Source organism: Hymenobacter puniceus, from assembly GCF_014333525.1.
Classification (GTDB): Bacteria; Bacteroidota; Bacteroidia; order Cytophagales; family Hymenobacteraceae; genus Hymenobacter.
Genome location: NZ_JACSCX010000002.1, coordinates 71684 through 95732 on the forward strand (window position 1 = coordinate 71684; position 24049 = coordinate 95732).

The 24049-nt window shown below is 60.0% G+C and carries 22 protein-coding genes; 9 read left to right on the forward strand and 13 right to left on the reverse strand.

Features of this window, described 5'->3' with window-relative positions; genetic code table 11:
• Positions 1-216: 216 nt before the first annotated feature.
• The 6 genes from H8B14_RS05315 to H8B14_RS05340 all read left to right on the forward strand — a co-directional run bounded on the left by H8B14_RS05315 (position 217) and on the right by H8B14_RS05340 (position 8480).
• On the forward strand, positions 217-1311 hold the full coding sequence (locus H8B14_RS05315; protein WP_187314598.1) for a sensor histidine kinase: 1095 nt from the start codon (positions 217-219) through the stop codon (positions 1309-1311).
• Between the two features lie 91 nt (positions 1312-1402).
• Entirely contained in the window at positions 1403-2161 is a 759-nt protein-coding gene (locus tag H8B14_RS05320; RefSeq protein WP_187314599.1) for a LytR/AlgR family response regulator transcription factor, read from the forward strand.
• Positions 2162-2242: 81 nt separating this feature from the next.
• The gene (locus tag H8B14_RS05325) at positions 2243-5326 is read left to right on the forward strand and encodes a sensor histidine kinase (RefSeq protein WP_187314600.1); all 3084 of its coding nucleotides are present in this window, start codon (positions 2243-2245) and stop codon (positions 5324-5326) included.
• Between the two features lie 81 nt (positions 5327-5407).
• Positions 5408-6100 (forward strand): response regulator, encoded by a 693-nt coding sequence (locus H8B14_RS05330; RefSeq protein ID WP_261989912.1) that lies wholly within the window; start codon positions 5408-5410, stop codon positions 6098-6100.
• A gap of 118 nt (positions 6101-6218) precedes the next feature.
• Entirely contained in the window at positions 6219-7010 is a 792-nt protein-coding gene (locus tag H8B14_RS05335) for a 3'-5' exonuclease (RefSeq protein ID WP_222840553.1), read from the forward strand.
• Between the two features lie 183 nt (positions 7011-7193).
• Entirely contained in the window at positions 7194-8480 is a 1287-nt protein-coding gene (locus tag H8B14_RS05340) for an OmpA family protein (protein WP_187314601.1), read from the forward strand.
• Positions 8481-8552: 72 nt separating this feature from the next.
• Here H8B14_RS05340 and H8B14_RS05345 read toward each other — a convergent pair whose 3' ends face one another.
• The 5 genes from H8B14_RS05345 to nuoK form a co-directional block, all read right to left on the reverse strand.
• Positions 8553-9962, reverse strand: coding sequence for an NADH-quinone oxidoreductase subunit N (locus H8B14_RS05345; protein WP_187314602.1), 1410 nt, complete (start codon positions 9960-9962; stop codon positions 8553-8555).
• 108 nt (positions 9963-10070) lie between these two features.
• Entirely contained in the window at positions 10071-11540 is a 1470-nt protein-coding gene (locus tag H8B14_RS05350; protein ID WP_187314603.1) for a complex I subunit 4 family protein, read from the reverse strand.
• 67 nt (positions 11541-11607) lie between these two features.
• Positions 11608-12012, reverse strand: a complete 405-nt coding sequence (locus H8B14_RS05355; protein WP_187314604.1) for a hypothetical protein — start codon at positions 12010-12012, stop codon at positions 11608-11610.
• Positions 12013-12026: 14 nt separating this feature from the next.
• Positions 12027-13973 carry an NADH-quinone oxidoreductase subunit L gene (gene nuoL, locus H8B14_RS05360; RefSeq protein ID WP_187314605.1) on the reverse strand — a complete coding sequence of 649 codons (1947 nt, stop codon included), beginning with the start codon at positions 13971-13973 and terminating at the stop codon, positions 12027-12029.
• Between the two features lie 159 nt (positions 13974-14132).
• Entirely contained in the window at positions 14133-14465 is a 333-nt protein-coding gene (gene nuoK / locus H8B14_RS05365) for an NADH-quinone oxidoreductase subunit NuoK (protein WP_044004096.1), read from the reverse strand.
• Positions 14466-14710: 245 nt separating this feature from the next.
• Here nuoK and H8B14_RS05370 point away from each other — a divergent pair, with 245 nt between their 5' ends.
• The 3 genes from H8B14_RS05370 (at position 14711) to H8B14_RS05380 (ending at position 16469) form a co-directional block, all read left to right on the forward strand.
• Entirely contained in the window at positions 14711-15172 is a 462-nt protein-coding gene (locus tag H8B14_RS05370; protein ID WP_187314606.1) for a MaoC family dehydratase, read from the forward strand.
• Positions 15173-15361: 189 nt separating this feature from the next.
• Entirely contained in the window at positions 15362-15967 is a 606-nt protein-coding gene (locus H8B14_RS05375; protein WP_261989913.1) for an RNA polymerase sigma factor, read from the forward strand.
• 136 nt (positions 15968-16103) lie between these two features.
• Positions 16104-16469 (forward strand): hypothetical protein, encoded by a 366-nt coding sequence (locus H8B14_RS05380; protein WP_187314607.1) that lies wholly within the window; start codon positions 16104-16106, stop codon positions 16467-16469.
• Between the two features lie 70 nt (positions 16470-16539).
• Here the strand turns inward: H8B14_RS05380 and H8B14_RS05385 are convergent, their stop codons facing one another.
• The 8 genes from H8B14_RS05385 to H8B14_RS05420 all read right to left on the reverse strand — a co-directional run bounded on the left by H8B14_RS05385 (position 16540) and on the right by H8B14_RS05420 (position 24046).
• Positions 16540-17016 (reverse strand): STM3941 family protein, encoded by a 477-nt coding sequence (locus H8B14_RS05385; RefSeq protein WP_187314608.1) that lies wholly within the window; start codon positions 17014-17016, stop codon positions 16540-16542.
• A gap of 112 nt (positions 17017-17128) precedes the next feature.
• Entirely contained in the window at positions 17129-17641 is a 513-nt protein-coding gene (locus tag H8B14_RS05390; RefSeq protein ID WP_044000925.1) for an NADH-quinone oxidoreductase subunit J family protein, read from the reverse strand.
• 101 nt (positions 17642-17742) lie between these two features.
• The gene (locus tag H8B14_RS05395) at positions 17743-18312 is read right to left on the reverse strand and encodes a NuoI/complex I 23 kDa subunit family protein (protein WP_044000926.1); all 570 of its coding nucleotides are present in this window, start codon (positions 18310-18312) and stop codon (positions 17743-17745) included.
• Between the two features lie 153 nt (positions 18313-18465).
• Positions 18466-19545: an NADH-quinone oxidoreductase subunit NuoH gene (gene nuoH / locus H8B14_RS05400; RefSeq protein ID WP_187314609.1), complete on the reverse strand. Its 1080-nt coding sequence runs from the start codon at positions 19543-19545 to the stop codon at positions 18466-18468.
• Between the two features lie 138 nt (positions 19546-19683).
• Positions 19684-20685, reverse strand: a complete 1002-nt coding sequence (locus tag H8B14_RS05405) for a 2Fe-2S iron-sulfur cluster-binding protein (protein WP_187314610.1) — start codon at positions 20683-20685, stop codon at positions 19684-19686.
• Positions 20686-20824: 139 nt separating this feature from the next.
• Complete coding sequence (nuoF, locus tag H8B14_RS05410; RefSeq protein ID WP_187314611.1) at positions 20825-22165, reverse strand: NADH-quinone oxidoreductase subunit NuoF; 1341 nt, start codon at positions 22163-22165, stop codon at positions 20825-20827.
• Between the two features lie 20 nt (positions 22166-22185).
• Entirely contained in the window at positions 22186-22755 is a 570-nt protein-coding gene (locus H8B14_RS05415; RefSeq protein WP_187314612.1) for an NADH-quinone oxidoreductase subunit NuoE family protein, read from the reverse strand.
• Positions 22756-22777: 22 nt separating this feature from the next.
• Positions 22778-24046 (reverse strand): NADH-quinone oxidoreductase subunit D, encoded by a 1269-nt coding sequence (locus H8B14_RS05420; RefSeq protein ID WP_261989914.1) that lies wholly within the window; start codon positions 24044-24046, stop codon positions 22778-22780.
• Positions 24047-24049 lie beyond the last annotated feature (3 nt).

Sequence of the window (24049 nt, forward strand, 5' to 3'; positions counted from 1 at the left end):
GCCGGCATTACAGCCAATTGGTAGCCAGATACCAAACCGGCGGCAACGGTTGCCGAATTGCGGCAGCAATTGAGTCAAATATCTGCAGAACGCTATTGTTAGCCTGCTTTTAAATGACAACTACCGGCTAAGAATGACCAACGCCCATTTTTCGCCTGTCAACGCTGTTGGTCATCTTTATGCTGGCTGGCCGGGGTGGGGCCGTAGTTTTGCTGTATGACACTTTCTGGTTTTGCCCGCTCGCGGGTTATGCGGCACGGGCTGATATGGGTGCTGGTGCTGGCCCTGATTGGGTTGCTGGCCATTCTGGAGCCGGTTGGTGCGCCCGAGAAGCTGCGCCGCATGGCCGTGCTGCTGCCTGTAGCAGCTTTGGTGATTTATGCTCATTTCTGGCTGCTAGCCCACTTGCTGGAGCAGCGCCGCTACGGCCATTATGTGGTGGCAGCTAGTGTGCTGGTGCTGAGTGGGGCCTGGCTGCTGGTGCTGCTCAACCAGTTGGCGCACGTGGTACAGACCCGGCCCGGCGGCCACACTACTTTCGCGTATCTGCTGGGGCTGGCCGCAGGCAACCTGGTGCTGGCAACGGTGCTGGCCACACTGCCGCACTATGTGCGCCGCGGCGTGCTGAGCCACTACCAACTGCAGGAACTACACGCCCGGCAGCTGGAAACCGAGCTGAGCTTGCTGAAAGCCCAGGTCAACCAGCACTTCCTGTTCAACACGCTCAACAACCTCTACGGCCTAAGCCTGGCCGCGCCCGATCAGATGCCGGAAGCCCTGCTGCAGCTCGCGGGCCTCATGCGCTACCAGCTCGACAGCTCCCGCCAGCACCTCGTGACGGTAGGTACCGAGGCCGAATACCTGGCCAACTACATCGGGCTGGAAAAGCTGCGGCTGCGGGCCAATTCGCACGTGGAATTTACGGTTGAGCTGCCACACCCCGACCAGCCGGTGGCGCCGCTGCTGCTGTTGCCGCTCGTAGAAAACTGCTTCAAGCACGCCATAGGCCCCAGCGGCGACAACATTATCCGCATCACGCTTCGCCAAACCACCACCGGCCTCACCCTGCGCACCGACAACAGTATTCCGCCGCATTTCCGGCCTACTCCCTCGGGCCTGGGTTTGCCGAACCTGCGGGCGCGCCTGGAGCAGTTCTATCCCGGCCCGCGCCACCAGCTCGCCCTCAATGCTACCGCTACCTACTACACTGCGGAGTTGTGGCTGAGCGCGGAGAGCGTCATGCAGCGTGCAGCCGGCGGCGAAGCGAAGCATCTCGCTAGCGTAGTAAAGCCAAGACCACAGAACGATTGAGTTACCATTGCACGCAAGATGCTTCACTACGCCGCCGGCTGCACGCTGCATGACGTTCCCTTCCAATCGTTTTTACCATCCTGCCTAACCTATGAATCCTGCCGCTACTGCTGGTCCGCTCCGCTGCCTGCTGGTAGATGATGAGCCGCTGGCCCACACGGTGCTACACGCCTACCTCGACCGGCTGCCCGGGCTGGCCACCTGGGCCGGCAGCTGCTACGGCGCGGTAGAAGCCCTGACACTGCTGCGCACCACGCCCGTCGACGTGCTGTTTCTGGACGTGGACATGCCCGAGCTGACCGGCCTGGAGCTGTTGCGCGCCCTGCCGCAGTTGCCGCAGGTGGTGCTGTGCACGGCCCACGCCACCCACGCGCTGGACGCTTTCGAGCTGGGTGTGGTAGATTATTTGCTCAAGCCTATTCGGTTCGAGCGGTTTGTGAAAACCGTGACCCGCCTGCATACACTGCTGGCCGAACGCACTCCAACAACTGCTCCGGCAACCCCGGTATCTGCGCCGGCTGCGGCCTCACCAGCTGCCGACGCGTTGTTTCTGAAAACCGATGCCGGCACCGAGCGGGTACGGTTTGCAGAACTGCTGTATGTGGAAGGCTACGGCAACTTCGTGAAGTGCCACACCTCGGCGGGCCGTGTGCTGCTCACGGCCGAAACCATGAAACAGATGGAAAGCAGCCTGCCCGCCGCTCAGTTTCTGCGCGTGCACAAGTCATATCTGGTGAACATGGCGTGCGTGGAGCGCCTGAGCGGCAACGTGCTGTTAATAGGTGGCCGCGAGGTGCCGGTGGGCAGCACATTCCGCGCCGACGTACTGCGCCGTTTGCAACTGCGCTGAAGTAAGCACGAAAGCCGGAAAAGGAATATCGTCGGTTCGCAGTATTTCGGTACATTCAGCCCATCCGGCTCGTATCTATGTATGAAACGCCCTGCTGACTTCTGGTTTCTGCGCTCCGGGCTGTTGGGCGCGCTTCTGCTGTTCAGCTTTGGCAGCCTGGCGCAGCCCGCCTCACTGCGGTTTCGCTCTTTCACGGCTGCCGACGGCTTGGCTGAAAACAGCGTCTACAGCCTCGTGCAGGACCAGCGTGGCTTTCTGTGGGTGGGCACGCAGGATGGCCTCTGCCGCTACGATGGCGTCGGGTTTCGCACATTTCGGGCCGACGCCCGCCGCCCTACCAGCCTGGCCAGCAACTTCGTGCTTTCGCTGTGCCTCGATCCGCAGGGGCAAGTGTGGGTGGGTACCGGCGGGGGCCTGTCGTGCTACAACCCGCGTACCGAGCAGTTCCGCACCTACCGCGCCGAGCCCGGCGACTCCAGCGGCCTGACCAGCAACTTTATCCGGGTGGTATACTGCAACCGGCAAGGGCGGGTGTGGGTGGGTTCCGAGGACGGCTTGCACCAGATAAGCCCCGCGGCACGCCGCTTTCCGGTGTTCCGGCACGCAGCCGGCCCCGGCAGCAGTGTGCGCCGCAATTCCGTTCGCGCCATCGTTCAAGACCAAGCCGGCCAGTTGTGGGTAGGCACCGGCGAAGGAACCGTCAGCCGCCTCGATACTGTCCGGCGCCTGCTGCTGCCCGACCCACGCCTCCCGGCAGCCGGCGCCATCAGCAGCCTCTGCCCCGACCGCCGGGGCGGGCTGTGGGTAGGCACCGAGTCCGGGGCGTTGTGCTACCTGCCACCGGCCGCCGGTACGATGCGCGTTTTCGCGCCCGGCCTAAGCGCGGGCAGCTTGCCAGCGGGTGGCATCCGGAGCCTGCTAACCGACCAGCAAGGAACTCTGTGGGTAGGCACCAACGAAGGGCTGTGCCGCTACGAGCCTACCACCGGCACCTTTCGCCGGTTAGCGCACGAGCCACTCAACCCATTCAGCTTGCCCGAAAATACCGTGCAGGCGCTGCTGCAGGACCGCGCCGGGCTGCTGTGGGTGGGCACCGAAGGCGGCCTCAGCCAAGCCGACCTGCGCGCCCGCGACTTTCGGCGCGTGCCAGCACCCACCACACCCGCGCCCGTGTGGGCCGTTACGTCGGATGCGGCCGGGCGCCTCTGGGTTGGTACCGAGGACCAGGGGCTGCTGTGCTATGAGCCCACCACCGGCCGCTGCCGCAGCTTCCGCCACAACCCGGCGCAGCCCGGCAGCCTGGCCCAGGATTTTGTGCGCGCTCTGTGCCTTGATGCCGCCGGCCGTCTGTGGGTGGGCACCCAAAGCCAGGGCCTCGACTGCCTGGAGCCGGGCAGCACCACGTTCCGCCACTACCGCCACAATCCCGCCAACCCGGCCAGCCTTTCCGATGACTTTGTGCGCTCTGTGTATCAGGATCCGGCCGGACAGCTGTGGATAGGAACAGAAGGTGGCCTCAACCGCCTTGGCACTCCAACTGGCCGCTTCACCGTGTTCCGCCACAACCCCGCCAACCCCGCCAGCCTGCCCAACAACTTTGTGCGCGTGACGTTGCAGGACCGCCGCGGCCGCCTTTGGGTGGGCACCGGCGGCGGCGGGCTTAGCTGCTTCGACCCCGCCACCGGCCATTTACGCACCTTCCGGGCCGATGGCCGCAACCCGCGCAGCCTAAGCAGCAATTTCGTGCGCTGCCTGCTGCTGGATAAGGCCGGCACGCTCTGGGTGGGCACCGAAGGCGGCGGTTTCTGCCGCCTTGATGATGACGGGCAGGGGAGCTTCACCACCTTCCGCGAAGCCAATGGCCTGCCCAACGACGTGGTGTACGGCATGCAGCATGACCGCCAGGGCTACTTGTGGCTGTCCACAAACAAGGGAATAGCGCGCTTCAGCCCCCGCAACGGGCGGTTTCTCACATTTGATGAGCGCGACGGTCTGCCACAGGATGAGTTCAACGCCGGGGCCAGCCACCGCGGGGCCGATGGGCAGCTATACTTCGGCGGAGCCAACGGACTGGTGGCATTTCTGCCGGCCGCCGTGCGCACCAACCCAGTGCCCCCGGCGGTGGTGCTCACGGCGCTGCGCAAGTTCAACCGACCGGTAGAGCTGCCCGATACATCGATAACGGAGCGGCGCGTGCTGCGCCTGGCTCCACAGGACTACTTTTTCTCGCTGGAATTTGCCGCCCTCAACTTCCGCCAGCCCGATAAAAACCGCTATGCGTATTTGCTGGAAGGCTTCGATCAGGACTGGATAGAGGCCGGCCGCCGCCGCGAAGCCAACTACACCAACCTCGACCCCGGCACCTACACCTTCCGGGTGCGTGCCACCAACAACGCCGGTGTCTGGAGCCCACGTGGGGCCGCGCTGCGCATCATCGTGACGCCGCCCTGGTACCGGACCTGGTGGTTTCGGGTAGGGCTGGGGTGGCTGGTATTTGCGCTGCTGTTGGTGGCGTATCGGCTGCGGGTGGGGCATTTGCTCTCGCTGGAGCGGGTACGCCACAGTATTGCCCGCGACCTGCACGACGACATAGGCTCCACGCTCAGCAGCATTTCCATCCTGAGCCAGATTGCGCGCAACCACCAGCGCCAGCAGCGTCCCGAGCAAGCCGCAGCGCTGCTGGAGCAAATCGGCGAATCGTCACGCCGCATGCTCGATGCCATGGACGACATCGTGTGGGCCATCAATCCGGCCCACGACGGCCTCAATGACGTGACGGCCCGTATGCGCAGTTTTGCCTCGGAGGTGCTGGAGGCGCGGGGCATTGAATTCACGTTCCGGGCCGAGCCCTCAGTGCAGGGCCTCCGGCTGGATATGCGGGCCCGCCGCGAATTCTTTCTGCTTTTCAAAGAAGCCATAAACAACCTGGCCAAATATGCGCAGTGCCAGCACGCGCATATCCGGCTGGCGTATCAGCAGGGCCTGCTGCACCTCACGGTGCAGGACGATGGTGTAGGCTTCGACCCCACCATTCCGGCCCAGGGCAGCGGCAACGGCCTCACCAACATGCGTAGCCGTGCCGCCGCGCTGGCCGGGCACCTTACCATCGACACCGCTCCCGGCAAGGGTACCACGCTTCACCTGAAAGTGCCGCTGAATGATTGATTTTGGGTGAATGGATGATGGAATAAAAAAAACGTCATCACCTATTCACATTATCATGTAGGCGCATCTGGCGGCGGCAATATGTATATTACCTGTACTCTCACTACCAGCCGGCTCCGCGCCATGGAAAACAGCATCCGCGTCCTGATTTATGAAGACAATGCTGACCTGCGCACCAGCCTGGGCCAACTGCTGGCTGGCTCGCCGGGGCTAACACTGGCCGGCGCGCTCAGCAACTGTACCCAGGCCGAAGCCGACATAGAGCGCCTGCGCCCCGACGTGGTTCTGATGGACATTGACATGCCTGGCTGCACCGGCATCGAAGGGCTGCGCCGTATCAAAGCCATAGCGCCGGGCGTGCATGTGGTAATGCTCACTGTGTTCGAAGAAAATGACCGGGTATTTGCCGCTATCTGCGCCGGCGCCGACGGCTATCTGCTCAAGAAAACCCCGCCGTCCCGCCTCATCGACGCCATCAGCGAGGTGCGGGCGGGCGGCGCACCCATGACGCCCGCCATTGCCCGGCAGGTGCTGCAACTGTTCCCGAAAGTGCCCCCGCGCATCACCCCCGACGAGTCGCCGGCCAACCTGAGCGCCCGCGAGCAGGAAATCCTGGGGCTGCTGGTGGAGGGCTACAGCTACAAAATGATTGCCGCCGACCGCAGCATCAGTATCGACACGGTCCGCTCGCACATCAAAAAAATCTATGAAAAGCTGCATGTGCGCTCCATGACGGAAGCCGTCAGCAAAGCATTGCGCCAAGGACTTGCCTGACTTATTGCCGGTGGCGGGATTAGTTGTTGACGCTAGCGCGGCCAGTAGTACAGCTGCGCACTTATAGCGCAAGTCAGTATATTGACTTCCAACTGATTCCACTCCCTGACAACTGGCTATGCGTCTGCTCCGCGACCTGAAGCTCGATGAGGTATTTGTGCTCGACATTGAAACGGTGCCTTGTGTGGGTTGCCATGATGACCTGCACGACATGCTGAAGGAGTTGTGGGAACACAAATGCCACGCCCTGCGCCGCGAGAAAGGCTGGATTTCGCACCACGACCATATTGCGCCGCTGCCCGACACGCTGCATGCTGCCACGCTGTTCGAGCAGGCCGGCATCTACGCCGAGTTTGGGCGGGTGGTGTGTATTTCTGTGGGGCGCTTCCGCTACACGCCCGCCGGCGAGTTGCGCTTCAGCGTGAAATCATTCTATGGCCACGACGAAAAAGAGCTGCTGCGCGAGTTCAGTGATGTTATCAGCCATCGGCCGCATTTCCGCCTGTGCGGGCACAACAGCAAAGAATTCGACTTTCCATACCTGTCGCGGCGCATGCTCATCAATGGGCTGGTGCTGCCACCTCACCTTGATACCGCCGGCAAAAAGCCCTGGGAAATTAGTCACCTCGACACGATGGAACTTTGGCGATTCGGCGACCGGAAATCGTTTACCTCGCTGAGTTTACTGGCCGCTATGTTCGGCATTCCAACGCCCAAAGACGACATCCAGGGCAAAGATGTGGCCCGCGTGTACTACGAGGAAAACGACTTGCCCCGTATTGCCCGCTACTGCCAGAAGGATATCATCACTACGGCTCGCCTGCTACTCCGCTTTCGAGGCGACGAGCCCTTTCCGGATGAGGCTGTGCAGTATGCCGAAGACCTCACCACCGTACTGCGCCGCGTGTAGAAAGACTCCGTCAGGATGTGCATTGTATATAGTTTGCAAAAGCTATTTAAGGCAAACCATGCCCGGAACAGTCAGGTTAGCTATAAGATTGGCTGATAATTGTAAAATTAATTAAATAAATAATTGAAATATTATAATTAATGATTTATCTTTTGAGGAAGATGGACATAGCGTGTTGGAAAAATGGAACATACACTCAACCAGACGGTACTGGACACCTTCACGGACCAGGTAACCGACGACCTGGCTAGCCGCAACCAGGTAGCAGGGGCGGATATCCGAAATGGCCTTAGCCATACGGTGCCGTTTTCACTGTATACGCTGCTTAACCGGGTGGAAGGGCCCTATGGTCCGGAAATGCTGTGGCAGCTTAGCCGGGAGGCCGACAACGCCCATGTAACGGAGCATCTGCCTGCCCTCGACCAAACCGGGTGGCAGAAGCGCGGCGAAGATTTGCTCCATGACCTATTGGGCGATTCTTACCCTGGCATTTTGCAAGAGCAGGCTGCCGCCACCAATCTAACTCCTGGGGTGGCCGCGCAGCTGTTGAGTTGCAGCACGGTAGCGGTGCTGGGCGTGGCCGGCGAGCATGCCCGTGCCCATAGCCTCGACCCCGTGGCATTGGCTTTATGGCTGCGTCAGGAAAAAGACCCGCTTCGGCGCGCGCTGCTTTCCGTGCCCCAACCTGTTGCGTCGGGTAGTTCAGACCGGGCTCCGGCTTTGCTGCCCGACCAGTCGGTACCATCCTCGGCAGCGGCCTGGGCTGCCACCCCCGCCACCCCTGCAGCAGAAGCTCCTGCTGGCCGCTGGCAGTGGGGCTTGCTGCTGCTGCTGGCTGTGCTGCTAGGCTACTTGGTAGGGCACGACCGGCTTCGTGCACCCGCCACGCCGCTTGCCGCTCCGGTGGCCCTCACGGCGGCAACCCAGCCAGCTTCCTCTTCGGAAACCAAACAAACGGGCCGCTACGACGATGCCAGTGGCAACTACATCTATGATACCGGCCAGCCCATTATTCTGCGCCTGGCCGATGGTACAACCCAGAAGGTTGGGGCCAACTCCACTGAAAATCGTCTGTTCACCTTCCTCGCCGACCCCGCCATTCAGGTGGATTCCGTGAACCGCACCAAAGGCTGGATCAACTTCGACCGGGTGTACTTCGAGCCCGGCTCCACTTCGCTCACCGATGAGTCGTATCAGCAGTTGCGCAACGTGGCCAGCATCCTCAAGACGTTTCCAGCAGCCGTGGTGAAGATTGGCGGCTACACAGATAGCACTGGCACTCCACTAAAAAACTTCCAGCTCAGCGAGGAACGCGCCAAAACCGCTATGCTGTCGATTGCCAGCGTAGGTGTGGACCTCAATCGTCTGCAGGCAAAAGGCTACGGCGGCAAATACTTCATCACGCCCAATACCACGCCCGAAGGCCGCGCCCTCAACCGCCGCATCAGTATCCGCGTGATTAAAAAATAGCTAGGTAGTACAAGTAAAAAGAGCGGCCCATGGGCCGCTCTTTTTGCTTTATCCGCAGGTAAGCAAGCTTGCTTACAGCGCGCCAGCTACCAGACCGGGCAAGATGCCCAGCAGCACCGTGAGGGCCGCCAGCAACAGCAGCGCACCTGCCTGGAAGGTAGTTACGGGCACCGCCTCGGTGGTTTTGGCGTCGGTGTCACGCATGTACATGGCAATAATTGGGCGCAGGTAATAGTAGATGCTCACCATCGACATTAGCACGGCAAACACCACGAGGCCGATGTAGCCATTCTCCACGGCCGCCGAAAACACGAAGAACTTGCCGAAGAAGCCGCCCGTGAGCGGAATACCAGCCAGGCTTAGCATAGACACCGTGAGCGAAAACGCGAGCAGCGGGTTGGTTTTGGCCAGCCCGTTCAGGCCGTTATAATCCTCGCGCTGACGGGCATCCGCCACCAGTTTCACCACCCCGAAGGCGGCCACCGTGGCTACCGAGTAGGCCAGCGAATAGAACAGAATACCGTTGGCCGAAGCGCCTTCCAGCTGACCGTTGTAGGCCACCAACGCAATCAGTAGGTAGCCGGCGTGGGAGATGCTGGAGTAGGCCAGCATCCGCTTGATACTGGTCTGGGCCACGGCACCCACGTTGCCGATGAGCAGCGTGAGCACGCACATGGCAGTGAGCGTTGGCAGCCAGATGCCTTGGGCGTTGGCAGCCGGGAAGGCCTGCACCAACAGCTTCAGGAAGGCGGCGAAACCGGCGGTTTTCACCACCGTGCTCATGAAAGCGGCGAAGAACGTGGGTGTGCCTTCGTACACATCGGGCGTCCAGAAGTGGAACGGCGCGGCCGATACCTTGAAGCCAATGCCAATCAGCATCAGTAGCATGCCAATGTAGAGCATGGGCGTGAGCGAGGCATTCACCGGATTCTGCACCGCGAAGCTGATTTGGCTCAGCACGAACGTGCCAGTGGCCCCGTACACCAGTGCCATACCGAAGAGCAGGATGCCGGTGAAGAACGCGCCCATCAGGAAGTACTTGAGGGCGGCTTCGTTGGAGCGCAGGTTGCGCTTATCGGAGCCGGCCAGCACGTACATGGCCACGCTCAGGATTTCAATGCCCAAGAACAGCATCAGCAGGTGGTTGTAGCTCACCAGCATGATGGCGCCCACCAACGAGAACAGCAGCAGCGAGTAGTATTCGGCCAGGTTGGCCTCGCCGTCGAGCACGTATTTCTGGGAGAAGGGCACCAGCACCAGCGCCGTCAGCAGCACGATGCCCGTGAAAGCCACCGAGAAATTGTCGATGGTGAGCATGCCGTTGAAAAACGGTTGCGCGCCCTCGTTCCAGTCAATGAAGTTCACGGTCAGCACCAGCCCTAGGATGAGCATCATCACGGGCAGCAGCAGCCGGTTGGAGCGGCGGAAACCCAGGAACAGGTTGCCGAGGCCCAGAACGGAAAGGAGAATGATGGAATTCATGTTCGTCTCAATGTAGCGCGAACTTTGTAGTTCGCGCAGCTGCCGGATCGGTCGTGCGGCTAATATGCTAACGGCGCGGAGACGCGAACTACAAAGTTCGCGCTACTGCTACCGTTTTACTACTTCGTTCAGAATGTTCAGCACGCTGCCTTCCGACAGGTGCAGGAACGTGTTGGGGAACAGGCCAATCCAGAATACCAGCACGATGAGCGGCACCAGCAGGGCCAGCTCCGAGCCGGTGAGGTCGGTGAATGTTTCGGTGAACGAGGAATCGGGGCCGAGCATCACGCGCTGGAACATGCGCAGCAAGTACACCGCGCCCAGAATGATGGTCACGCCGGCGACGGCACCCATCCAGTGGTTGAACTGGTACACGCCGCCCAGCAGCAGGAACTCACCCACGAACCCGTTGGTGAGGGGCAGGGCCACCGTGCCCAGCAGTAGCACCAGGAAGCATACCGTCAGGACGGGGGCTTTGCGGGTGAGGCCGCCCAGGTCCGCAATGTTGCGGGTGCCGGTGCGGCGCTCAATGGCGTCGGCAATGAAGAACATACCTACCACGTTCACGCCGTGGGCCAGCATCTGAATGGCAGCGCCCTGCAAACCCATCTGGGTCAGCGAGAACACGCCGGCAATCATCAGGCCTACGTGCGAGAGGGAGGAGTAAGCAATCAGGCGCTTCACGTCCTGCTGGCGGATGGCAATGATGGCGCCGTAGATGATGCCGATGATGGCCAGAATCAGGATGAGGTTCTGCCAGTAGTCCACGCCCATCGGCACCACTGGCAGCAGCCAGCGCATGCAGCCGTAGATACCCATTTTCAGCATGATGCCCGAGAGCAGCATGGTAGCCGGGGCCGGGGCCTCGGTGTAGGTATCGGGCTGCCAGGTGTGGAAGGGGAAGATGGGCATCTTCACGGCGAAGGCCGCGAAAATCAGCCAGAATAACCACACCTGCGTTGCGGCAGTCAGGTTCAGGTTGTAGAACGAAGCCAGCGCCGAGTTGTGGGCCGAGAGGCCGTCGGGAGAGGGGCCAGTCTGGAAGTAGAGGTACACGAAGCCGGCCAGCATGAACAGCGAGCCGATGATGGTGTAGAGGAAGAACTTGAACGTGACGCGGGCCCGGTTTACACCGCCCCACACGCCGGCCAGGAAGTAAATCGGAATCAGGGCCACTTCCCACATGAAGTAGAACAGGAAGGCATCCTGAGCGGTGAACACGCCCACCAGCCCGGTTTGCATGAACAGCACCAGCGCGTAGAACACTGACTCGTTCTCGAAGTTGCGGCGGAAGGCGCTCAGCAGAATCACCGGTACCAGCACGGCCGTCAGCAGTACCAGCAGCAGGCTCAGCCCGTCCATGCCCACCGCAAACTGAATGCCGGCCGAGGGAATCCAGTTGAGGTTGTAGGAAAATTGGCCGCTGTTATTGGCGTTGAAGGTAAGAGCGGCATAAGCTGCCAGCGCAAATTCAACTAGGGCCGCGCCCAGCGCCGGAACCCGGGCCGCACGGCCTTTGAAGAAGTGCAGCAGCAGGGCGGCCGCCACGGGCCAGAGTAGAAGAAGGACAGTCAGCATGCTTTACTGTAAGGTGAGCGGCAAAATCAATGAAATTAGGTTGTATATCAGACTAAGTAGGTATAGATTAATTACTAGGCTGTCTATGATATTCTTGCCAATCCATCAAAGCTGTATCATCAGGAAAATACATTTGCTCTTTTACCAAGAGTAAATCATTAATCTCATCATACTTCAAATGATATGTTCTTTTCATAAACGTGTCATCATATTCTGGCTCCGGATTATGGTCACTAGAATCAACTATAGTTAGAAGGCGTTTATCACTGTTGTAATATGTGGGTCGATATGTTGCAGAACTCAGAGTGGGGGAAAAAACTAGAGAATCATTTTTCTTCCATATGTGAATCGGAGCTCTAATTCCTTCTCCCCTCCATTGCCAAACTCCAACAAACTTTTCAGGATCTTTATTTACACAAGAAACTTGCAGAATCATAACCACTAAGAGTGCTTTTAAAGCAAGTGGTTTCATTGGTGTATTGAGCCTTAAAACTTCCCGAAGTTCAGCGCCATGACCAGCACGATGCCCACTACCATCAGGATGAGGTAGGTTTCCACGGAGCCGGTTTGCACGTAGCGCAGGAGTTGGCCTCCGCCCATGGTCAGGCGGCCGAAGCCGTTCACGATGGGGTCGATGATGCCGTTTTCCACGTAGCGGAACAGGCCGCGCGAGAGCCACATGATGGGCCGCACGAACAGGGCGTTGTACAGCTCGTCGATGTAGTACTTGTGGTACACCAGGTTTTCGAGGAAGCCGCGCGACTCGCCATCTGCTACCGGGCGCACGCCGCGGCTCACGTACTGCACGTAGGCCACGGCAATACCCAGCACGCCCGCACCCACCGAGAGGCCGATGAGCATAAGCTCGGTGGCGTGGTCGGCGTGTACGCCGAAGGCGGCCGGGTTTAGCTGCTTGGAGTAGGTAAACAGCGGCGCGAGGTAGTTGGCGAGGTAGGCGTTTTCCTCACCGAGGAAGAAGGGCGCGTTCATGAAACCACCCACGGCGGCCAGAACGGCCAGCACGACAAGCGGCAGCGTCATGGAAGCCGGCGACTCGTGCAGGTGGTGCTTCTGCTCCTCGGTGCCGCGGAACTCGCCGAAGAAGGTGAGGAACAGCAGACGGAACATATAGAAGGCCGTCAGGAAGGCCGTGAACAAACCCACCGCGTACAGCACTTTGCTGTGCTCGAAGGCGTGCAGCAGGATTTCATCCTTGGAGAAGAAGCCCGAAAAGGGCGGGATGCCGGCAATGGCCAGGCAGCCTACCAGGAAGGTGATGAACGTAATGGGCAAGGCTTTGCGCAGGCCGCCCATGCGGCGCATGTCCTGCTCGTTGCTCATGGCGTGAATCACGGAGCCCGCCCCCAGGAACATCAGGGCCTTGAAGAAGGCGTGGGTGAGCACGTGGAACAGGGAAGTGCTGTAACCCATCACGCCCAGCGCCAGGAACATGTAGCCCAGCTGCGAAACGGTGGAGTAGGCCAGCACCTTCTTGATGTCGTTCTGAGCCAGGCCGATGGTGGCGGCAAACAGCGCGGTAGCCGCGCCGATGATGGCAATGACTTCGAGGGTATCGGGGGCCAGCGTGAACAGCACGTTGGCGCGCAGAATCATGTAGATACCGGCCGTTACCATGGTGGCGGCGTGAATCAGGGCCGAAACCGGGGTGGGGCCGGCCATAGCGTCGGGCAGCCAGGTGTAGAGCGGCAACTGGGCCGATTTACCGGTAGCGCCCACGAACAGCAGCAGCGTAATGGCCGTTACCACGCCCGTGCCAATCTGCATAGCGGAGGCTTTCTGGAATACCTCGGCGTACTGTACCGAGTCGAAGGTCAGGTAAATCAGGAAGATGCCCAGCAGGAAGCCCAGGTCACCTACGCGGTTGATGATGAAGGCTTTTTTGGCGGCGTTGTTGTAGGCGGTGTTCTTGTTCCAGAAGCCAATCAGCAGGTAGGAGCACAGCCCCACGCCTTCCCAGCCGATGAACAGAATCACGAAGTTGGCGCCCAGCACCAGCACCAGCATGCTGAACACGAACAAATTCAGAAAGCTGAAAAACTTGCCCACGTTCTCGTCGTGGTGCATGTAGCCGATGCTGTACACGTGAATCAGGAAGCCCACGCCCGTCACGAGCAGCAGCATAATCAGGCTGAGCTGGTCGATCTGGTAGGAGAAGGGAATCTGCATCGAGCCGACCGAAATCCAGTCGAACAGCGTGACGGTGTACTGGTACTGGAAGTTCAGGAACAGGAACACCGAAATGGCGAACGAGCCCAGCACCGCCAGGCTGCTGATGGCGCCGGCCACCGTGCCCGAAAGCTTCCGGTTGAGTAGCCCGTTGATCAGAAAGCCCAAAAACGGCAGCAGCGGGATAAGCACGTACAGAAACGTGGAGTACGGCGCGCCGGCAGCGGGAATTACAGTTTCTTGCATAAGCAGATGGGGGCCTCACCCCCTAGCCCCCTCTCCGGTAGAGAGGGGGGACTAGTTTTTAGTTTTTAGATCCAGACAAGGAAGCATCACCAAGGACTAGTTGCTAGCAGCTAGTTCCCCTTCTCCCCCTGGAGAGGGGGCTAGGGGGTGAGGCACTCGTTAGAACTTCAGGCGGTTGAGCAGATTAACGTCGGTGTTTTGCAGGTTGCGGTAGATCATCACGATGATGGCCAGCCCGACCGCCACTTCGGCAGCGGCCACGGCCATGATGAAGAACACGAATACCTGCCCGTTGGGGTCGGCGCGGTAGGCCGAGAAGGCCGTCAGCAGCACGTTTACGGCATTCAGCATCAGCTCCACGCACATGAAGATGATGATGGCATTGCGCCGCGTGAGGACGCCCAGCACCCCGATGGAAAATAGGGCGGCGGCGAAGAAAACGTAGTACTGAAGAGGAACCGTTTGGATAACCTGCGGTATGTTCTGGTCCATGCGGTAGCGTTGGCGGCGGAACGAAGCCCTATCGGCCGGGGCACGGCGGGGCAATTAGCTGGCAAAGGTATCCTGAAAATTGGAAAACGCCACCCTTTAAATTGGCCTGATTCGGACGTTTTCAAGGCGAAGATTCGCTGGAGAACCCGCTACCAGAACCCCGGCCTTACCTTTTTCGCAGCAGGTGCAGCCGCTCCCGTAGGCAAACCGTACTTTAGCACTTCCGCCACCGCAACCTATTCCGCATGAGTATCACGATTGGCAGCTTAGCCGAGCTGCAACAGTACGAGGGCCAGGACCTCGGCACGACGCCCTGGCACACCATCACCCAGGAGCAAATCAACCAGTTTGCCGCCGCCACCCTGGATTTCCAGTGGATCCACACCGACCCCGAGCGCGCCGCCGCCGAGTCGCCATTCGGCGGCACCATTGCCCACGGCTACCTCACGCTGTCGTTGCTGCCCTACTTCTGGAACCAGCTGGTGCAGGTAGAAAACCTGAAAATGCAGGTGAACTACGAAATCAGTGAGTTCCGCTTCAATCAGGCCGTGCTGGTGAACACGCCGGTGCGCCTGCATGCCAAGCTGCTAGCCGTGAAAGATTTGCGCGGCATTGCCAAAGCCAACATCGGCGTAACGATGGAAATCGAAGGCCAGAAGAAGCCCGCGTACACCGGCGTTATTACGTTCCTATATCACTTCTTGTAGGAGAAAACGATTCAAAACAGAACGTCATGCTGAGCGCAGCCGAAGCATCTCTACCTCTGGCTAAGTCCTGATATGAGGACGAAGCAGTAGAGATGCTTCGGCTGCGCTCAGCATGACGTTCTTGCGTCTCAACAAAATTTCTGCTCCCCGATAAAGTATCTTCCGGCGCTTCCCGTCTGTGTCAGCAGAATGGAACCCCTAGCTCTACCTCTCGACGCTGCACGCATGACGGCCGGCCACCAGGACCTGCAGATACAGGAAGCCGTGCGCACCCAACGGAAGCGGCTGCTGGCGTTTATCCGCCGGCGCATTCCCAACGAGGCCGAGGCCGAAGACGTGTTGCAGGACGTGTTTGCTGAGCTCGTGGAAAGCTACCGGCTGATGAAGCCCGTGGAGCAGGCCGCCGCCTGGCTGTTCCGGGTGGCCCGCAACAAAATCACCGACCTCTACCGCCGTAAAAAGCCCGTTTCGCTGGAAAACGAAATGGCCGCCTTTGCCGCCGACGGCGACGAAAACTCCCTGCTGCTGGCTGACATCCTGCCTGCCACCGACGACGCGCCCGAGAACCGGCTGCTGCGCGAAACTCTCATGGAAGCCCTCAGCGACGCCCTGGCCGAGTTGCCTGCCGCCCAGCGCCAGGTCTTCATCTGGCATGAGCTGGAAGACAAAACCTTCCGCGAAATGGAGGAGGAAACCGGTGTCCCGCTCAAAACCCTGATTTCGCGCAAGCACTACGCCGTGCAGCACCTGCGCAAACGCCTCCGCACTCTCTACACCGAACTGTTTAGGGATTAACCAGAACGTCATGCTGAGCTTGCCGAAGCATCTCGCGTGCTGACGTTGCCATACCATTCAGACATCAGCACGCGAGATGCTCGACTGCGGCTGCGCCTTCGCTCAGCATGACACGTTCTTTTAACGCCCAATTCCAATGAACCGCTCCTTCCGCCTATTACACGGCCTCAAAATACTCCTGCTGATTACGCTATTCCTGGCCGTGGCCGGCTACGTGACCATGCGCCTCTGGAACTGGCTGCTGCCCGACCTGTTCAACCTGCCTCTCATCAGCATCTGGCAGGCGCTGGGGCTGCTGGTGCTTTCGCGCATCCTGTTCGGGGGCTGGGGCGGCCGCGGCCACCGCGCCGGCTGGGCCCGCAAACGCCGCCAATGGAAGCAGCAGATGGAAAACCGCCTGGAATGCCTCACGCCCGAGGAAAAGGAGAAGTTCCGCCAGAAAATGGAAGGCGCCTGCACCGGCCCCGCCTGGATGCGCCGCCGCAGCGCGGAAACGGAATAGGCGGTTCTGGAGAAGTAGTAAGTCAACGGCGGCACCTGAGGAATCAGGTGCCGCTGCTGGTTATTGGGTGTTATCGTGTTAGCAACTGCGTACGGTCGGCGGGGCGCTCTGCCTGCGTCATGGCCAGCAGAAACTGGGTAAAGCGTAACTCGTCGATGCGAATCATGCCCAGCGAAATATTCAGCTCCTGAAACCCCAGCCCTTTGGAAAGCTGCGCCAGCGACTGACGCACCGCGCCCTGCGTGCGGGATGGCTCGAACTCTGCCGACACTACCAGACACAGAATTTTCTGGCCGTGTACGCGCACCAAGTAGGCGTTCTGAATAATGTCCCAGTTGATAAAGCTGTGGTAAGTGGTGCGGTCAAAGATGCCGACTTCGTTGATAATAATTTGAGGGCGGCGGTCCAGCAGCTGATATAGACCACCCGGTATTCCCAGTCCGAAAAAACCAATGCATGACCACGCCACCCATGATGGAGTGCCGGGCTGGCGCAACAGAAAAATACCTAACGCCACAAAGGCACCGCTACCCAACAATAGTTTCATGGCTCGCCAAGGTGATTTGTAGAGCTTGATTTCCATAGTACGAACATAAAAAAGCGCGGCGGCTGATGCATCAGCCGCCGCGCTTGGTTTCCACTGAAGCCAGCGGATAAAACTAGAAATTCCGCTCGCCTACTTCACGCTTGCCGAGCATTACAGCACCCACCATGGCTACCAGGAACAGCACGGAAGCCAGCTCAAAGGGCAGCAGGTAATCGGTGTAGAGCTTCATGCCCAGCTGGTCTACCATGCCGATCTGCGAGTTGAAGGCGGTGCCGGCTGGTACGCCGGTGGGCGTTACGTCTTTCAGGGCCGCCACGAGGATGAGCAGGAGGGAGCCACCGGCTACGGCCGCGGCAATTTTGGCCAGGGCCGGCTTGTGCGGCTCGGTGTCCACGTTCAGGTTCAGGAACATAATCACGAACAGGAACAGCACCATGATGGCACCGGCGTACACGATGATGTTCACGGCCGCCAGAAACTGCGCGTTCAGCAGCAGGTAGTGCCCCGACAGCGAGAAGAACGTCAGAATCAGGAACAGTACGCTGTGCACCGGGTTTTTGGCAAACACCACCCCCAGCGCGCTCAGCAGCGCCACGAAGGTCAGAAAGAGGAAGATTGGAGACATGGAGAAGTGTGTTTTGTCATTCCGAGCAAAGCGAGGAATCTGAGGGTTGTTAAATAGGATAATTCAGAACCCTCGTTTTGCTCGGAATGACACGAGAATCATTACGCCTGCTGCAGCTTGCCGCGCAGCGTGGTAGCCTGATCGGGCGTGAGCTGGATGCCGCGCACGGAACGCTCATCCGGCGAAACGGGCTCCACCAGGCGGTCCTTACCGTAGATGAACTCGTCCCGCTCGTAGCGTGGCGGAGCCATCTTGTCGGGCTGGAGGTAGACGGCGGCTTTGGGGCAGGCTTCCTCGCAGAGGCCGCAGAAGATGCACCGCAGCATGTTGATTTCGTAGCTGATGGCGTACTTCTCCTCGCGGTAGAGGCCTTCCTCGCCTTTCTTTCGCTCGCCGGCTACCATTGTAATGGCTTCGGCGGGGCAGGCTACGGCGCACAGGCCGCAGGCGGTGCACCGCTCCCGGCCCTGCTCGTCGCGCTTGAGCACGTGCAGGCCGCGGAACGTGTTGGAGAAGGGACGTACTTCCTCGGGGTAGCGCACGGTGGCCTTCTTCATGAAGAAGTGGCGCATCGTGATGCTCAGGCCCTGGAAGATGGCCGGCAGGTACGCCCGCTCGGCCAGCGTCATCGGCTTCTTTTCTAGCTTCTTGGCTCGGTTGGTGAGTTGCATATAGTCAGTTACGAAAACTGTCGAGTGTCATGCTGAGCGAAGGCGCAGCCGTAGTCGAAGTATCTCTACCGCAGTAGTAATCAAATTACTTTGGCGACGAAGCGGTAGAGATGCTTCGGCAAGCTCAGCATGACAACGGGTATTGAAAGGTACTTAAATCACGCCGGCCAGAATGAGGCCACCAGTGAGGACGATGTTGAAAACGGCCAGCGGGATGAGGATGGTCCAGCCCAGACGCATCAACTGGTCGTAGCGGAAGCGGGGCAGGGTCCAGCGGATCCACATGAAGAAGAAGATGAAGGCAAAAATCTTCAGGAACAGGCCCACGGTGCCCAGCAGCGTAATCAGGTTCTGGGCCGAAGCCAGCTCCCAGCCCTGGTTGCTCACGAACCAGTCGCGCAGCTCGTACTGGAAGGGGAAGTTGAAGCCGCCGAAGTACAGCACGCTCATCACGGCCGACACCACGAAGATGTTCACGTACTCCGAAAACAGGTACAAACCCAGCTTCATCGACGAATACTCGGTGTGGTAGCCGCCTACCAGCTCGGTTTCGCATTCGGGCAAGTCGAAGGGCGTGCGGTTGGTTTCGGCGAAGGCGCACACCAGGAAGATGATGAAGCCCAGCGGCTGTTTCACGATGTTCCAGACGTGCCACTCACCGGCTACCGACTGTTGCAGTGTGATATCACGCAAACTCAGGGTACCCGAAATCATGAGCACGGCAATCAGGGCCATGCCCATAGCCAGCTCGTAGCTGATGTTCTGCGAAGCGGCGCGGATGGCGCCCAGCAACGAGAACTTGTTGTTGGAAGCCCAGCCGCCAATCATCACGCCGTACACACCCAGCGACACCACGCCGAACACCCACAGCATGCCGATATTCACCTCAATTCCTTGCAGGAAGAACAGGTTGTTGCCGAAGTTCATGATGTTGCCGAACGGAATAACCGCCGACGACATCAGGGCCGTAATCATGGCCAGGCAGGGGCCGAACACGAACAGCGCCTTGTTGGCACCGCCGGGGAAGAATTCTTCCTTCGTGAACATCTTCACGGCATCGGCCAGCGGCTGCGCCAGACCGTAGGGGCCGGCGCGGTCGGGGCCTACGCGGTCCTGCAGGAATGCGGCAATTACGCGTTCCGCGTAGGTGCAATACGTCGCAATCAGCAGCGAAAGCGCGAATACGACGAAGATGACAATGGATTGCCAGCCTAGTGCGGGTAGTTCAATCATATTATTTTGAGCTGTTAGCCTTTAGGACGTCTGTCATGCTTTATCTGTCGTTCGCTTGCTGAAGCATCTCTACCGCAATAGTAACTGATTACTTTGGCGGTAGAGATGCTTCGGCAAGCTCAGCATGACGTGCTGGGGTTAGCTACCGAGTTTCAGCGGTGGGTTCTTCTGCAGGTCGCGCTGGGTGCTTTCGGGCAGGTCGGCTACTACCGATTGGTTGAGAACCGGCAGTTCGTAGTGGTTGGCCGAAATAACCGAAGAACGGTCGATGTGGGCAGGGCCCTCGATGGTCCAGTCGGAAGTTTCCTTTTTCTCGAAGCGGCACTCGTTGCAGATCCACTCCTTCACCTCGCCGTACTGGTCCTTGCGGGCGGTGGTGCGCAGCACGTCGTTGCCTTTGTACCAGAGCACCACGTTGCCGGAGCACTTGGGGCAGTCACGGTGCGCATTAACGGGTTTCGTGAACCACACCCGCGACTTGAAGCGGAACGTCTTGTCGGTGAGGGCGCCTACCGGGCACACGTCGATGACGTTGCCGGAGAAGTCGTTGTCGATGATGTTCTCGATGTAGGTGCCGATTTCGGCGGCGTCGCCGCGGCCCAGTACGCCGTGCACGCGGTTGTCGGTAATCTGGTTGGCCGTGTACACGCAGCGGTAGCACAGGATGCAGCGCGTCATGTGCAGCTGAATCAGCGGGCCAATGTCGATTTTCTCGAAGGTGCGGCGCTCTTCCTGGTAGCGGGTGGTGCTCACGCCGTGCTCGAAGGCGAAGTTCTGCAGATCACACTCACCGGCCTGGTCGCACACGGGGCAATCCAGGGGGTGGTTGATGAGCAGCATCTCCACGATGCCCTTGCGCACGTCCAGCACCTGCGGGTTGGTGGTATTTTCCACCACCATGCCATCCTGCACCGGCGTCACGCACGAGGCCACCAGCTTGGGCATAGGGCGCGGGTCTTTGGCCGAACCGGCCGCCACGCGAACGAGGCAGGCACGGCACTTACCGCCCGAGCCTTTCAGCGGGGTGTAGTAGCACATGGCCGGGGGCACGATGCTGCCGCCAATCTGGCGGGCCGCATTCAGGATGGTGGTTCCGTCCGGAACTTCCACCTCGATGCCGTCGAAAGTAATTTTAGCCATTGGTCAGTTTTGTCATCCTGAGCATGTCGCGAATCAAGCGAGGTCGAAGGACCTTGTCACGTCCGCACTGCTGTAAAAGTAAATCCTGAAGAACGCAGCGGTGATAAGATGCTTCGTTCCTCAGCATGACGTTCTAAAGTTACGCCAGCACGGCACCGGCCCGGTACACCGCGCCGGGTTGGGCGGCTTCCTTGGCGTGGGTCACGTGCCACTCAAACTCGTGGCGGAAGTGGCGCACGGCGGCGGCTACCGGCCAGGCGGCAGCTTCACCGAGCGGGCAGATGGTGTTGCCTTCGATTTGCTTCGCCACGCTTACCAGCAGGTCGATGTCCTCCATGTGGCCGTGGCCGTGCTCGAGGCGGTGCAGCACCTTCTCCATCCAGCCCGTACCCTCGCGGCAGGGCGAGCATTGCCCGCACGACTCGTGGTGGTAGAAGCGGCTGAAGTTCCAAGTGTTGCGCACGATGCAGGTCGTCTCGTCCATGGCAATAAAGCCACCCGAACCCAGCATGGTACCCGTCACGAAGCCCCCGTCGCTGAGCGACTCGTAGGTCATCAGGCGGTTTTCGCCGGCGGCGGTTTTCAGGATGAGTTCCTTGGGCAGAATCGGCACCGACGAACCACCGGCCACGACGGCCTTCAGGTCGCGGCCCTTCCAAATGCCGCCGCAGTACTCATCGGAGTAGATGAATTCCTCGACGGACAGACCCAGCTCAATTTCATAAATGCCGGGCTTGTTGAGGTGGCCGCAGGCCGAAATCAGCTTGGTGCCGGTGCTCCGGCCCACCCCGATTTTGGCGTACTCGTCGCCGCCCTCGTTCACAATCACCGGCACGGCGGCAATGGATTCCACGTTGTTCACCACCGTGGGGCGGGCGTAGAGGCCCTGCACGGCCGGGAATGGCGGCTTGTTGCGCGGGTTGCCGCGCTTGCCTTCCAATGATTCCAGCAGCGCGGTTTCCTCACCGCAGATGTACGCGCCGCCGCCAGGGTGCACGTGCAGATCCAGGTCGTAGCCCGAGCCCAGGATATTCTTGCCCAGGAAACCGGCCGCGTAAGCCTCGGCAATGGCTTTTTCTAGGATGCGCAGCACGTACAACAACTCGCCGCGGATGTAGATGTACGAGGTGTTGGCGCCCAGCGCGTACGAGCTCGTAATCATGCCCTCGATGAGCAGGTGGGGCAGCTTCGACATCAACTGGCGGTCCTTGAAGGTGCCCGGCTCCGATTCGTCGGCGTTGCAGACGAGGTAGCGCGGTACGCCCTCCGGCTTGGCCAGGAAGCTCCACTTCATGCCCGTGGGGAAGCCCGCGCCGCCGCGGCCCCGCAGGCCCGACTTCTTCACTTCTTCCACCACCTCATCGGGCGTCATCGTTTTCAGGGCCTTCTCCACCGAGCGGTAGCCGCCGTGTTTGCGGTACACCTCCAGGGTGTCGATGCCTTCAACGTTAATATGTTCGGTCAGCAGTTTGCGTCCCATAAGTTCAGAGCTGAAAGACGTTAGTTGTTGGCCACTGCGTTCGGGAGGCCGGTTTCTTCCCAGGGCAGGGCGGGGCGGTGCACCTGGTTGCGCAACTCCGTGAGCATGGCGTCCACGGCTTCCGGGGTATCAAGCTGCTCGTAGTATTTCTCGCGGACCTGCACGATGGGGGCGAAGCCGCAGGCGGCCAGGCACTCCACTTCCTTCAGGGTGAACAGGCCATCTTCGGAAGCCGGGCCGCCTACTTTGGCGCCCGTGATGCGCTCCAGGTGGGCCGTCAGTTCGTCGGAGCCGCGCAGCATGCAGGGGCCCGTGCGGCAGATTTCCAGCACGTGCTTGCCGACTGGCTTGAGGTTGAACATGGTGTAGAACGACGACACCTCGTAGACCTCAATCGGGGCCACGCCCAGCACTTCGGCCACCAGATCCTGCACTTCGGGGCTTACCCAGCCGCCAAATTCGGCCTGGGCAATGTGCAGCACCGGCAGCATGGCCGATTTGCGGCGCTCCTCCGGGTATTGCTTGCAGATGCGCGCAATTTCAGCCTTCGCGGCTTCGGAGAATTGCGGCTTGGTAGCAGTCGATTCCATATCAGTTGTATTCAGCAAAAAACTACGCGTCGAGCTCCCCGGCAATTACGTTCATCGACGACAGCGTCACGATGGCGTCGGAGAGGGTCTGGCCCACCACCATTTCGGTATAGGCCTGGTAGTAGATGAAGCAGGGCCGGCGGAAGTGCAGGCGGTAGGGCGTGCGGCCCCCATCGGACACGAGGTAGAAACCCAGCTCGCCGTTGCCGCCTTCCACCGAGTGGTAGACCTCGCCCACGGGAGCATCAATCTCGCCCATCACAATCTTGAAGTGATAGATGAGGGCTTCCATGTTCTGGTACACGGCCTGCTTGGGCGGCAGGTAGAAGTGGGGCGCATCGGCGTGGTAGGGGCCTGCAGGCAGGTTTTCCAGCGCCTGGTTGATGATGCGCAGGCTCTGCCAGATTTCCTCGTTGCGCACCATGAACCGGTCGTATGTGTCACCTTTGGTACCCACCGGAATTTCGAACTCGAAGTCCTGGTAGCTGGAGTAGGGGTTCATCACCCGCACGTCGTAATCGACGCCGGCGGCGCGCAGGTTGGGGCCGGTGAAGCCGTAGTTGAGGGCGCGCTCGGCCGAGATGCCGCCCACGTCCACCACGCGGTCCATGAAGATGCGGTTGCGGTTGAACATCTTCTCGAACTCCGCCATCACGGCCGGGAAGGTCTTCAGCCAGGCGCGCAGCTTGGCAATGGCCACGTCGGAGAAGTCGCGCTCCATTCCGCCCACGCGGCCCATGTTGGTGGTCAGGCGGGCGCCGCTTACTTCCTCGTAAATCTCGTACACCTTCTCCCGCTCATCCATGAGGTAGAGGAAGCCGGTGAAGGCACCCGTATCCACGCCCAGAATGCCGTTGCAGATCAGGTGGTCGGTGATGCGGGCCAGCTCCATTAGGATAACCCGGATGTACTGGGCGCGCTTGGGTACTTCCACGCCCAGCAGTTTCTCCACCGTCATGTGCCAGCCCATGTTGTTGATGGGCGACGAACAGTAGTTCATGCGGTCCGTCAGGGGCGTAATCTGGTAGAAGGGCCGGCGCTCGGCAATCTTCTCGAAGGCGCGGTGGATGTAGCCGATGGTGGGCACACCCGCCACAATCCGCTCGCCGTCCATCTGCAGAATGTTCTGGAAGATGCCGTGGGTAGCGGGGTGCGTGGGGCCCAGGTTCAGCGTGGTGAGCTCCTGGTTGAAGTCGTTGACGGTCGGGGCCAGCGGGTTCAGCCGCGGCTCCTGCTCCCGGGCCGAATCAATGATTTTATGGGTGCCTTCCAGCGTGTCGTTTACTGCCATTCT